We start from the raw sequence: 12,731 nt of genomic DNA, 5'->3' as shown, positions 1-12,731 counted from the left end.
ACGACGCAGGTCGGCGGTCAGTTCCTGTTTATTTCGAAAGAATCCCGCGGAGCGGCGACCACGGCTGCACGGAGCGCATGCCAGAGGCCGTTCGGCGACGCCTTTTCCGGTGCACCATGCACCCACTTCTCGCGCTCCGTCCGTGCTCCGATCCGTTGTTCATCCCTTCCTTCCCGAGTTACGGCCCCGTACACGGCCGTTCTCACTCGACTTCGCTCCTCTGCCACGTCCCGGACGGCCCGTGCCGCCTCCGCGAGGCTGGCGCCCGTCGTGATCAGGTCGTCGACGAGCACGACGGGGCCGGAGCCGAGCAGCCGGGCGCCGCCCGCCGTCACCTCCAGCGCGCCCGCGAGGTTCGCGAGACGTCGCCGTGCGTCCAGCCCGGCCTGGTCCGCCACCGGACGCCGCTGGCGCAGCACGGCGGCCACCCCGGCCGGCGTCCCGGTGCGCCGCAGCTCCCCGGCCGCCGCGAGCGCCATCCGCCGCACCGGATCGTGCCCGCGCGCCCGAACCGCCCACCGGGCGGACGGCACGGGAACGAGCAGGACGGTCCCGGACTCCCCGGCACCGCCGTCGGCACCGCGCCCGCCGAGCCCCGCCCGCACAGCCCCCGCCAGAGCGGCGCCCAGCTCTCCCGTGAGAGCCAGCGCGCCCCGCTCCTTGTGGGCGAGGAGGAGCGTGCGCACCTCCTCCGCGTACGGAGCCGCCGCATGCACCACCGGCAGCCCGTCCGGCTCCGGCACCGGCCGCACCCGCCGCGGCACGCGACCGCACAGCGCGGCCCGGCAGCGCGGGCAAAGCACCGTACGAGGTGCCCCGCAGCCCGCGCACTCGGCCGGCAGCACCAGGTCGGTGAGGTCTCGCCACCACCCCCGCATGTCCACCACTGTGCCAATGCCGACGCCACCCGGCCACCCCTGTGGACAACCGCCTGTGGACAACCCCGCAAAAGCGCGCACCGCCCATCCCCCACACGGGGGAACGGGCGGTGCGCGGCACGGTGGTCAGCCCGGATAGACCGGTGCCGAGCCGTCCTTGTCCACCTTCTGCCACTGCGACCCGGACGGCAGCCGTACGATCCCGTCGTCCTCCGAGTAGGCGACCAGCGGCACCCGCTCGTCCTCGGACGCGGCGATCGACTTCACGCCGGTGAGCGCGCCCGGCGCCGGACCGTCGAGCGTGGAGCCGTCGACCTGGACGTACCGCATCTGCAGCACGCCGCCCTGCTCCCGGCCGACGACGAGCAGCCTGCTGTCCCCGGCCCACGACAGGGCGCCGACCTGCTCCAAGTCGGGTGCGGCCGACCGCAGTTCCACGACCGACGTGCCCTGCCCGGTCCCGTCGTCGCGCTGGATCCGGCCGATGAGCAGGGACCGCTTGTCGCCCTTCGTCACGACGAGCGCGATCCGCACCCCGTCGGCCGCGACCCGCACATCCTGGATCTGGCCGGACAGGTCCGGGATCGCGACCTCCTGCGGCTTGGCGACGCCCTGCTCCATGACGTACAGCCGCCTGCGGTGCGGGTCACGGTCGGCCACCCACAGGTCGCCGCGGGCGTCCCAGCTCGGCGTCGTCAGCCGGTCGGCCGGGGTCGGACCCTGGCTGGTCACCAGCGCGTCCCCCAGCGAACCGCCCGACGCCAGCGACGTCACGTACAACGACCTGCCCTGGTCGCCCACGCCGGCCGCGGTGTGCTCGTCCCGCGACACGGCCACCGAATCGAGCGCCCTGTCGCCCTCGCCGAGCGGACCCGGCACCGGAACGGCGCTGGTGCTCGTGCTCCCCGTCGGTATCCGCACCAGCCGGTGCTTGCCGTCGAGGAAGTACAGGTTCTCGGGGCTCTTGGCCGACCCCCGCCACGCGACGGTCTCCGCGCGCTCCTCGCTCAGGTCGCACAGCCGGTGCCCGCCGACGCCCTGCAACTCCACGGACTCCAGCGTCGGCGCCAGGTTCCGCAACGTGAACAGCACCTGCGTCGCCATCTCGGTGCACTTGCGCGCCGCGACCTGGGACGCCTTGAGGTTCAGCGGCACCGTCAGCTTGTTCTGGTCGTCCGGCGCCAGCCCCGACGCGTCCTTCTGCAGGGCCGTACCGGTCGGGAAACTGGACCTGACGACCGGCCTGAGCCAGCGGGAGGGGCCGCCGACCAGCGAGCGGACCAGCTGTGTCATCGGGTCCACCTTGCCGCGCACGAACACCGGGTCGGCGACCGCCACCGGCTGCCCCGCCGCCCCGACCACCGTGTCGGAGGCGAAGTAGTACTTGTCGACGGACGTGTAGTTGCGCTGGAAGTCCGACTTGCCCATGACGACACCGTCGGGCAGCCCGTCGATGCGCCACTGACCGTCCTTGGGGCTCCGCGTGAGGTGGACCTTCTTGCGGTAGGCACCCCCGGCCGGCTGGTACGCCAGCTGCGCGTCCACGGTCGCGACCCGGCTGCCCGCCAGCACACAGGTGACGCTGCTGGTCGGCTCCGTGCCGCCGCCCGCACGGCAGTCCGGCTCGATGCTCGGACCGCCCGCGAGGACCGTCGTCGACCGCTCCGGCCGCCAGCGGCGCGCCGCGTCGGACGTCAGGTACTTGCGGGCCGTGTCGTAGTCCGGGTCGTCGCTGGTCAGCGCCTCCAGGAAGCCCTGCATGATCTCAGCGGGACCCGCGCCCTCGGCCGGCGGCACGGCGAACACCCGGACCCGGGTGTCCTGCCGCGGTGTGGACTCCACGTTCCGCAGATCCCCGCTGTCGGGCATCGAGGCGCACCCGGCCAGCAGTACGGCTCCCAGGGCGGCGTACGCCACCGCGCGTCCCGGCCTGGGCCGGGCGCCCCCCTTGCGGTCAGCGCCCACGAAATGCCTCCCCTGGCTCGGTCGAGTCCTCCGCTTGGGCCGCATCCGGCCGGGCCGCGCCCGTGTCGGGTGCCGGAGGTGTGGCGGACTTGCCGTCCGCGCGCTGCGTGCCACCGGCGGGCCGGGGCACCACGCGCGCGCCGTTGCCGTTGCCGGGCAGCGCCGCCGGGCCGGCGGCGCCCGGGCGAGGCGCGACCGGGGCGCGTGGCGGCAGCGCGGGCGCCTGGGCCCCACCCTGCTGCACCGGCACGGTCGCCCGCTTCTCCTCACCTCCCCCGGGCAGCCCGGCCTCGTCGAGGCCGCGGTTGCGCCGCGAGTCCTTGGGCTCCAGCGGTATCGGCGAGCCCCGCAGCGGCTCGTCCGCGGTCCGGGGCAGCGTCAGCCGGAACTGGGAGCCGCCGCCCGGCTCGCCCCAGGCCTGCAGCCAGCCGCCGTGCAACCGCGCGTCCTCCAGGGCGATCGACAGCCCGAGGCCCGTACCGCCGGTGGTACGCGCGCGTGCCGGGTCCGCGCGCCAGAAACGGCTGAAGACGCGCGTCGCCTCACCCGGCTTGAGCCCCACGCCGTAGTCGCGCACCGCGACGGCGACCGCGCCACCGGCAGCGGCGAGCTTGACGACGACGTCCTTGCCCTCGCCGTGCTCGACGGCGTTGACGACGAGATTGCGCAGCACGCGCTCCACCCGGCGGGCGTCGGCCTCGGCGACGACGGGCTGCTGATCACCGAGCACGCGTATGTGCGTGCCCTTGCGCTCGGCGAGCGGCTCGGCGCCGCTGACCACACGCCGCACGACCTCCCTGAGGTCTATCGGCTCGGCCTCCAGTGCCGCCGCCCCCGCGTCGAACCGGCTGATCTCCAGCAGGTCCGCGAGCAGCGACTCGAACCGGTCCAGCTGGTCGGCGAGCAGTTCGGCCGACCGGGCGGTCACCGGGTCGAAGTCCTCGCGGGCCTCATGGATGACATCGGCGGCCATGCGGACGGTCGTCAGCGGGGTACGCAGCTCGTGCGAGACGTCGGACACGAACCGGCGCTGCATCCGCGACAGGTCCTCCAGCTGCTGGATCTTCACCTGGAGGTTCTGCGCCATCTTGTTGAAGGCCTCGCCCAGACGCGCGATGTCGTCCTCGCCGGTGACCTTCATCCGCTCCTGCAGCCGCCCGGCGGACAGCCGCTCCGCGATCCCGGCCGCCATCCGCACCGGCGTGACGACCTGCCGCACCACCAGCCAGGCGATGGCGCCCAGCAGCACGACGACGAACAGCCCGGCGGTCGCGAGCGTGCCCTTGACCAGGCTCAGCGACTTCTCCTCCTGCGTGAGCGGGAAGAGGTAGTACAGCTCGTACGGCCGCCCGTTGGGGTCGTTGACCTGCTTGCCGATGACCAGCGCCGGCTGGGACTCCTTGCCGTTGGAATAGACGATCCGGGTGTAGCTCTGGGCGGCCGTCGTACCGCCGTTGACCTTGTCGCGCAGGTCTGCGGGCACGCTGGAGGTCGGGTTGACGTTCCCGGAACCGCGCGGGCTGCGCCCGCCACCGCTGTCGTCGCCGACGGGCAGCGTGACGACGTCGAAGGCGCCCGCGCCGCCGCTGGACAGCGACTCCACGAGGTCGCTCATCCACTGGATGACGTTCTGCGACTGCCGGCCGTCCACGGTCGCCGTGCCGTCGGCGGTGCCGGCACCGGCGGCCGCACCGGCGCCGGCGCCGGTTCCGGCACCGCTCTCCGCCTCGTCGGCCCTCTGCTTGGCCACCGCGAAGCCGCCCGTGGCCTGGCTCTGCGAGGCCTTCACCTTCGCGTCCAGCAGGCCGTTGCGCACCTGCCCGATCACGACGAAGCCGAGCAGCAGGACCACGCCCAGCGACATCACCAGTGTCGTGGCGACGACCCGCAGCTGGATGTTGCGCCGCCACAGCCGCATCACCGGCAGCAGCGGACGGCGCACCCAGCGCAGGAACAGCCTGATGACCGGGCTGCCCTGGACCCCGCCCTCGAGCAGTCCGCCCTCGAAGAGGCTCCTGAGCCGCGCACCCGCCGTCCGGCCGACAGGCCGCCCCGGACGGGCCCCGGACCGGCCGGGAGCCGAAGCGGCGCTGTCCCTGGACATGTCAGCTCGGCCCGGCCTTGTAACCGACACCACGGACGGTCACCACGATCTCCGGCCGCTCCGGGTCCTTCTCGACCTTGGAACGCAGCCGCTGGACGTGCACGTTGACGAGCCGCGTGTCGGCGGCGTGCCGGTAGCCCCACACCTGCTCGAGCAGCACCTCACGCGTGAACACCTGCCACGGCTTGCGGGCGAGCGCGACCAGCAGGTCGAACTCCAGCGGGGTCAGCGCGATCGACTGCCCGTCCCGCTTCACCGAGTGCCCGGCCACGTCGATGACCAGGTCACCGATGGTCAGCTGCTCCGGCGCCGGCTCCTCCGAACGCCGCAGCCGCGCCCGGATCCGGGCGACCAGCTCCTTCGGCTTGAACGGCTTGACGATGTAGTCGTCGGCACCCGACTCCAGGCCCACGACCACGTCGACGGTGTCGCTCTTCGCCGTGAGCATCACGATCGGCACCCCGGACTCCGCCCGGATCAGCCGGCACACCTCGATGCCGTCACGCCCGGGCAGCATCAGGTCGAGCAGCACCAGATCGGGCTTGCTCTCCCGGAAAGCGGCCAGCGCCTTGTCGCCGTCGGCTACGAAAGACGGCTCAAAACCTTCACCACGCAGCACGATCCCGAGCATCTCGGCCAGTGCGGTGTCGTCGTCGACGACAAGGACTCGTCCCTTCATAAACGACATCATCCCATTAGCTAATCGTTACCTGGCGTGACCTGGCACACAGCTCCGCAAGAGCCTCGGCCGTCACGGGTGAAACGGCTCCCTCCTCGGTGACGATGGCCGTCACCAGCTCGGGCGGCGTCACGTCGAACGCCGGGTTGTACGCCTGGGTCCCCAGGGGTGCCACCGGAATCCCGCCTCCTGCTCCTGTCACCGGCACCTGGGGTGCTGTGACCTCCGTCACTTCGAATCCGGCGCGCTGCTCGACCTCGATGGACGCACCGTCAGGGGTGTCCGGGTCGACCGTCGTCACCGGCGCCACCACGATGAACGGCACGTGGTGGTAGCGCGCCAGCACAGCGAGCGGATAACTCCCCACCTTGTTCGCCACCGAGCCGTCGGCCGCGATCCGGTCCGCCCCGACCAGCACCGCGTCCACCTCGCCCGCCGCGAACAGGGAACCCGCCGCGCTGTCCGTGAGCAAGGTGTACGCCATGCCGCTGCGGGCCGCTTCGTACGCCGTCAGGCGAGCACCTTGCAGCAACGGACGCGTTTCGTCCACCCACAGCCGCCGCAGCCGCCCCTCGCGGTGCGCCGCCAGGGCCACCGCGAAGGCCGTGCCCTCACCGCCCGACACCAGCGAACCGGAGTTGCAGTGGGTGAGGATCCGGTGCCCGCCGCCGGGCAGCAACTCGTCCAGGAGCGCTAGACCATGCGCCGCCATCCGAGTGCTGGCCTCGGCGTCCTCCCGGTGCAGCGCCCGCGCCGCGGCCAGCGCCGCCCCGGCCGCCTCCGTCGGATCCCCGGTCCTCGCCAGCTCCGCCTGATGCGCGGCCCGCGCCCGGCGCACGCCGACGGACAGGTTCACCGCGGTGGGCCGGGCGCCCTCGAGCGCCAGTGCCGCCTCGGCCACGTCGAAGCCGCGCGCGGCGGCGAGCGCGACACCGTACGCGCCCGCGATCCCCAGCAGCGGCGCCCCGCGCACGGAGAGTGAACGGATCGCCTCCACCAGCGCCGGCGCGTCCGTGCACACCAGCTCGACCTCCTCGGCCGGCAGCCGCGTCTGGTCGAGAAGGACCAGCACAGGGCCTTCGGGTGGTTCCTCCCATCGGATCGCAGGTATCTCGGTCGGCCGCTTGTCCCCGTCGGTTCGCGCCTGCTGATCAGCCATGCGGTCAGTCTGCCCCGGATCCGGCGGACAATTGAAGGGATCCGGCGCCCACCGCGGCCGGTCCCCCGGTGACCACCCCATGGCACGATGGCTGCCAACCTGCCGCCGCGACCGCGGACGGGCACCGAGAAGGAGCTTCGATGACAGACACTCCGGGCTGGGCCTCGCCCGGATCCGCCCCGTCGTCCGAGGGGCGGGAACCCGGCGCGTCCGGTCCCACCGAGCCTGCCGACCGCCGCCCCGGCGACACCCCACCCGCACCGCAGCCGGACGCGAACGCGCAGGGCCCAGGCGTGAAGTGGTCCAAGGAGCAGCCGCCACCCGGGCAGTGGTCCGCGCCCACCGGTGCCCCCGGCCCGAACCACACCCCGCCGCCCCCGCCGCCCGGCCCGGGCTGGGGCGGCCGGCCGCCCATGGGCCCGGGGCCCGGCGGTTACGCAGGCCCTCCCGGCGGCTACAGCGGTTACGGCCCTCCCGGCGGCTACGGAGCATGGGGCGGCGGCTGGGGCGGCCCCCCGCCCGCCGCCAAGCCCGGTGTCATCCCGCTGCGCCCGCTCGGCGTCGGCGAGATCCTCGACGGCGCCGTCTCCACCATGCGCACCTACTGGCGCACGGTGCTCGGCATCTCGCTCGCAGTCGCTCTGTTCACGACAACCAGCCTCGTCCTCATGCAGGGCTTCGTCCTGAACGACGCCGTCGCACAGGTGCAGCTGGGCAGCCGTGACGCCAACCCCGACGACGTGTTCCGCGCCCTGCCCGACGTCATGATCGGCACCGGCGTCGTCGCGGTGATCTCCACGATCGCCGTGATCATCGCGACCGCCCTGCTGACGACCATCACCAGCCGCGCCGTCCTGGGCAGGCCGGTCGGCATTGGCGAGGCCTGGCGCGACGCACGCCCGCAACTCCCGAAGCTGTTCGGCCTGATCCTCCTGCTGGGACTGATCGTCGTCGGCGTCATGTGCGCCGGGGCACTGCCCGGCATTCTCGTCGTCCTCGTCGGCGGCGACGAGGTCGCGGGTGCGGGCCTGCTGGCCCTGGGCCTCCTCGCAGCCACCGTCGTCACGACGTGGCTGGTGATCCGCTTCTGCCTGTCCACGCCCGCCCTGATGCTGGAACGGCAGAGCATCGTGAAGGCCATGAGCCGCTCCGCGAAGCTGGTACGCGGCTCCTGGTGGCGCACGTTCGGCATCCTGCTGCTCACCGGGCTCATCGTCAGGATCGTGCAGGCACTCGTCGCCATCCCCTTCACCGTCGTCGGGGCCGCCGTCAGCGGCGACGGCATCAACGACCTGCTCGGCAGCGGCGGCGGACACCCCGGCTGGACGGCCCTGGTCATCCAGGGAATCGGCACCCTGATCGGCAGCGCACTCACCCTGCCGATCAGCGCGGGCGTCACCGTGCTCCTCTACATCGACCAGCGCATCCGCCGCGAGGCCCTCGACCTCGAACTGGCCCGCGCCGCCGGCGTCCAGACCTCCGGCACCGGCGCCCCCGGTCCCGTCCCGGGGAGCTGATGCGGTGAGTCCCACGGGGGGAGCGCTCACGGCGGCGGCCTCGTCCGGCACCGGTGAAACGGTCGTACGAGGCCTGCTGCGGGCTGTGGACACGGCCGTCCGCGCGGCCGACGGCTCGGGAGACGAGCCGCCCGTGACCATCCCGCGCGATCCCGCGCGGGATGCGGCCCGCCGCGAGCTGTCCAAGCGGATGTACCACGAGAACGACCCCGGACTGTTCCAGCGCGCACTGAACGCGTTCTGGCACTGGCTCGACCGGCTGTTCACCTCGGCAGCCTCCGCCACACCCGGCGGCACGATCGGCCTGATCGTCGTCGTCCTGTTCGTCGTCGCCGTCGTGGCCGCCCTGTGGTGGCGCCTCGGCACCCCGCGCCGGCAGCCCACCTCCACCGCCGTCCTGTTCGACGACCGCCCCCGCAGCGCCGCCGAACACCGCGCCGCCAGCGAGGCACACGCAGCCCAGGGCCACTGGAACCAGGCAGTGCAGGAACGCATGCGGGCCATCGTCCGCTCCCTGGAGGAGCGGACCCTCCTCGACGTCCGTCCCGGCCGCACCGCCGACGAAGCGGCCGCCGAGGCCGGCCGCACGCTGCCCGCACACACCGACCGGCTGCACGCCGCGGCCCGCGAGTTCGACGACGTGACATACGGCGGACGCCGGGCGGGGGAGCAGTCGTACCTCCGCATCGCCGAACTCGACCGTGACCTGGAACGCACCAGGGCCGCCCTCGCCCACAGCACCGCCGCCACGGCCCACAGCACCCACCAGGGGGCCGCCGAGTGACCGCCGAGGCCACGCTGCCGACGACCTCCACCGCGCCCACCGTCCGCCAGGTGTGGACACGGACACGAGGCATCGCACTCGCCGTCGTGCTGATCCTGGCCGGGGCGGTCGCCCTGGCGGCCGTACACTCCACCGCCCGGCACGGCGACCTGGACCCGCGCTCCGCCGACCCCTACGGCAGCCGCGCCGTCGCCCAACTCCTCGCCGACCGGGGCGTCTCCACGCGCGTGGTCCACACACTCGGCGCGGCGCGCGCCGCCGCCGGACCCGACACCACCCTCCTGGTCGCCGTGCCCGACCTGCTGACCCCCCGTCAACAAGGCCGGCTGCGCAAGGCCACCGCGACCTCCGGCGGGCGCACCGTCCTCGTCGCGGCCGGCAGCTCGTCCGTGCAGCGACTGGTTCCAGGAGTGACCGCGGACCCCGCCACCAGCACCGGCACGACGCTCGCCCCCGACTGCACCCTGCCCGAAGCCCAGCGCGCGGGCAGCGCCGACACCGGCGGCACCCGCTACACCACCACCCACCTCGACGCCGACTCCTGCTACTTCAGCGCACGCCTCGCCACCGTGCTCCGCATCCCCGACGCATCCGGGGGCGGCGACACCGTCGTGCTCGGCGCGCCCGACATCCTCTACAACGACCGCCTCGACAAGCAGGGCAACGCCTCGCTCGCCCTCCAACTCCTCGGCTCCCGCCCCCATCTGGTCTGGTACCTCCCCTCGCTCTCCGACGCCTCGGCCACCGACACCGGCGACCGGAAGGACTTCCTCGACCTGCTCCCCTCGGGCTGGCTCTGGGGCACCCTGCAGCTGTTCGTCGCAGCGGTCCTCGCCGCCTTCTGGCGGGCACGCCGCTTCGGCCCCCTCGTACCCGAGCAACTCCCCGTCGCGATCCGGGCCTCCGAGACCGCCGAAGGCCGCGCCCGCCTCTACCGCAAGGCCAACGCCCGCGACCGTGCCGCCGACGCTCTTCGCTCCACCACACGCACCCGCCTCGCCCCCCTCGTCGGCGTCCCCGTCACCCGGGCGCACACACCCGAGGCCCTGCTCCCCGCCCTGTCCGCCCACCTCTCCGGCGACGGACAGGCCCTGCAATCCCTCCTCTTCGGACCGCCGCCCGGCGACGACGCGGCCCTCATCACACTGACCGACCAACTCGACGCCCTCGAAAGAGAGGTACGCCGTCCATGATGGCCCCGACCACTGACAACGCCGGGAACACCGGGGACGCGGGCACCGCCCGGGCCTCCCTGGAGGCCCTGCGCGCCGAGATCGCCAAAGCCGTGGTCGGCCAGGACCCCGCTGTGACCGGCCTCGTCGTCGCCCTCCTGTGCCGCGGACACGTTCTCCTTGAAGGAGTCCCCGGAGTCGCCAAAACGTTGCTCGTCCGCGCCCTCGCATCCGCCCTGGAACTCGACACCAAGCGCGTCCAGTTCACCCCGGACCTCATGCCGAGCGACGTCACCGGCTCCCTCGTCTACGACACCCGCTCCGCCGAGTTCTCCTTCCAGGAAGGCCCGGTCTTCACCAACCTCCTCCTCGCGGACGAGATCAACCGCACCCCGCCCAAGACCCAGTCCTCCCTCCTCGAAGCCATGGAGGAACGGCAGGTCACGGTCGACGGCACTCCCCGCCCGCTCCCCGAACCGTTCCTGGTCGCCGCGACACAGAACCCGGTCGAGTACGAGGGCACGTACCCCCTCCCTGAAGCCCAACTGGACCGCTTCCTCCTCAAACTGACGGTTCCTCTGCCCTCCCGTCAGGACGAGATCGACGTCCTGACCCGTCACGCCTCGGGCTTCAACCCACGCGACCTGCGCGCCGCCGGCGTACGCCCCGTTGCCGGCCCCGCCGAACTGGAAGCCGCCCGCGCCGCCGTCGCCAAGACGACCGTGTCCCCGGAGATCACCGCCTACGTCGTCGACATCTGCCGCGCCACCCGCGAGTCGCCCTCCCTCACCCTCGGCGTGTCCCCGCGCGGGGCCACCGCCCTCCTGGCCACCTCGCGCGCCTGGGCCTGGCTGACGGGCCGCGACTACGTCATCCCCGACGACGTCAAAGCACTCGCCCTGCCCACCCTGCGTCACCGCGTCCAGCTGCGGCCCGAGGCGGAGATGGAAGGTGTGACAGCTGACTCCGTCATCAACGCCCTCCTCGCCCACGTCCCGGTCCCCCGCTGATGGCCCTCACCGGACGCACCGCCCTCCTCGCGGCCCTCGGCTCGATTCCCGTCGGCATCCTGGAACCCGGCTGGACGGGAATCCTCGCGGTCAACGGCCCGCTGGCCCTCGCCTGCGCCTGCGACTACGCGCTCGCCGCCCCCGTACGACGGCTCGTCCTGTCCCGTTCCGGTGACACCTCCACCCGTCTCGGCGAGACCGCCGACGTCACGCTCACGATCACCAACCCCTCCCGCCGCCCCCTGCGTGCACAGCTGCGGGACGGGTGGCCGCCCAGCAGCTGGGGGCCCGGCACCGAAACCGAGGCGTCCCGCCACCGTCTGACCGTCCCGCCGGGCGAACGCAGGCGCGTGACGACCAGACTGCGGCCGACCCGCCGCGGCGACCGCCAGGCCGACCGCGTGACGATCCGCTCCTACGGCCCACTCGGCCTGTTCTCCCGCCAAGGCGCCCACAAACTGCCCTGGTCGGTACGAGTCCTGCCCCCGTTCACCAGCCGAAAGCATCTCCCGTCGAAACTCGCCCGATTGCGTGAACTCGACGGCCGGACCAGCGTGCTGACACGGGGTGAGGGAACGGAGTTCGACAGCCTGCGCGAGTACGTTCCCGGAGACGACACCCGCTCGATCGACTGGCGCGCCACCGCCCGCCAGTCCGTCGTCGCCGTGCGCACCTGGCGCCCGGAACGCGACCGGCACATCCTGCTCGTCCTGGACACCGGCCGCACCTCGGCCGGCCGGGTGGGCGACGCACCACGCCTCGACGCCTCCATGGACGCGGCACTCCTCCTCGCGGCACTGGCCTCCCGAGCCGGCGACCGCGTGGCTCTCCTGGCGTACGACCGCCGTGTACGTGCCCTGGTCCAGGGCCGCTCGGCGGGAGACGTTCTGCCAGGCCTGGTGAACGCAATGGCGCCGCTGGAGCCGGAACTCGTCGAGACCGACGCCCGCGGGCTCACCGCGGCGGCTCTGCGTACGGCACCCCGCCGCTCTCTGATCGTGCTGCTCACGACGCTCGACGCGGCTCCGGTGGAACAGGGGCTGCTCCCTGTCCTCCCCCAGCTCGCTCAACGGCACAGTCTTCTGGTCGCCTCGGTGGCCGACCCGCACATCGCGCGCATGGCCGAGGCCCGCGGAAACGCGGAGGCAGTGTACGAGGCCGCCGCGGCGGCCCGGGCCCAGAGCGAACGTCAGCGCACCGCCGAGCAGCTACGACGACATGGAGTGACGGTCGTGGACGCGACACCCGAGGATCTGGCGCCGGCCCTGGCGGACGCGTACCTGGCCCTGAAGGCGGCGGGCCGGCTCTGACCCCTGGTCCGCTCCGGCTCAGCCGCCCTTCGGGGATGCGTCAGCATGCGTCTGAAAACAGAAAACCCCCGCATCGATTGATGCGGGGGTTTTCTCAAAATTTGTTCGGCGGTGTCCTACTCTCCCACAGGGTCCCCCCTGCAGTACCATCGG

General features: G+C 73.0%; 10 protein-coding genes. 5 read left to right on the top strand and 5 right to left on the bottom strand.

Going from position 1 to position 12,731, the window contains the following annotated elements; all coding sequences use genetic code 11:
* Positions 1–17 precede the first annotated feature (17 nt).
* The 5 genes from ACWC94_RS29160 to mtnA form a co-directional block, all read right to left on the bottom strand.
* Positions 18–878: a ComF family protein gene (locus ACWC94_RS29160; protein WP_450800169.1), complete on the bottom strand. Its 861-nt coding sequence runs from the start codon at positions 876–878 to the stop codon at positions 18–20.
* A 126-nt stretch (positions 879–1,004) separates the two neighbouring features.
* Positions 1,005–2,843, bottom strand: coding sequence for an LpqB family beta-propeller domain-containing protein (locus ACWC94_RS29155; protein WP_450800168.1), 1,839 nt, complete (start codon positions 2,841–2,843; stop codon positions 1,005–1,007).
* Positions 2,833–4,947 carry an MtrAB system histidine kinase MtrB gene (gene mtrB, locus ACWC94_RS29150; protein ID WP_450800167.1) on the bottom strand — a complete coding sequence of 705 codons (2,115 nt, stop codon included), beginning with the start codon at positions 4,945–4,947 and terminating at the stop codon, positions 2,833–2,835. Before mtrB ends, ACWC94_RS29155 begins: the two co-directional genes overlap by 11 nt.
* Position 4,948: 1 nt before the next feature.
* The gene (mtrA, locus tag ACWC94_RS29145; RefSeq protein ID WP_187279108.1) at positions 4,949–5,638 is read right to left on the bottom strand and encodes a two-component system response regulator MtrA; all 690 of its coding nucleotides are present in this window, start codon (positions 5,636–5,638) and stop codon (positions 4,949–4,951) included.
* A 4-nt stretch (positions 5,639–5,642) separates the two neighbouring features.
* Positions 5,643–6,785 (bottom strand): S-methyl-5-thioribose-1-phosphate isomerase, encoded by a 1,143-nt coding sequence (mtnA, locus tag ACWC94_RS29140; protein ID WP_450800166.1) that lies wholly within the window; start codon positions 6,783–6,785, stop codon positions 5,643–5,645.
* Positions 6,786–6,925: 140 nt separating this feature from the next.
* Here mtnA and ACWC94_RS29135 point away from each other — a divergent pair, with 140 nt between their 5' ends.
* Genes ACWC94_RS29135 through ACWC94_RS29115 form a run of 5 tightly spaced genes read left to right on the top strand, consistent with a single transcriptional unit; the run spans position 6,926 to position 12,578 of the window.
* A complete protein-coding gene (locus tag ACWC94_RS29135; RefSeq protein ID WP_450800165.1) occupies positions 6,926–8,302 on the top strand; it encodes a glycerophosphoryl diester phosphodiesterase membrane domain-containing protein in 1,377 nt (458 codons plus the stop codon).
* A 4-nt stretch (positions 8,303–8,306) separates the two neighbouring features.
* Complete coding sequence (locus ACWC94_RS29130) at positions 8,307–9,086, top strand: DUF4129 domain-containing protein (RefSeq protein ID WP_450800164.1); 780 nt, start codon at positions 8,307–8,309, stop codon at positions 9,084–9,086.
* Complete coding sequence (locus ACWC94_RS29125; protein ID WP_450800163.1) at positions 9,083–10,279, top strand: DUF4350 domain-containing protein; 1,197 nt, start codon at positions 9,083–9,085, stop codon at positions 10,277–10,279. Before ACWC94_RS29130 ends, ACWC94_RS29125 begins: the two co-directional genes overlap by 4 nt.
* Positions 10,279–11,268 carry an AAA family ATPase gene (locus tag ACWC94_RS29120; protein WP_450800162.1) on the top strand — a complete coding sequence of 330 codons (990 nt, stop codon included), beginning with the start codon at positions 10,279–10,281 and terminating at the stop codon, positions 11,266–11,268. Before ACWC94_RS29125 ends, ACWC94_RS29120 begins: the two co-directional genes overlap by 1 nt.
* Positions 11,268–12,578 carry a DUF58 domain-containing protein gene (locus ACWC94_RS29115; RefSeq protein ID WP_450800161.1) on the top strand — a complete coding sequence of 437 codons (1,311 nt, stop codon included), beginning with the start codon at positions 11,268–11,270 and terminating at the stop codon, positions 12,576–12,578. The genes ACWC94_RS29120 and ACWC94_RS29115 overlap by 1 nt, the downstream gene beginning before the upstream one ends.
* Positions 12,579–12,731: the final 153 nt, after the last annotated feature.

This window comes from Streptomyces sp. NPDC001135, from assembly GCF_053598395.1.
Note: the sequence above shows the minus strand (reverse complement) of the source record. Positions and strands in the feature narration are given on the sequence as shown.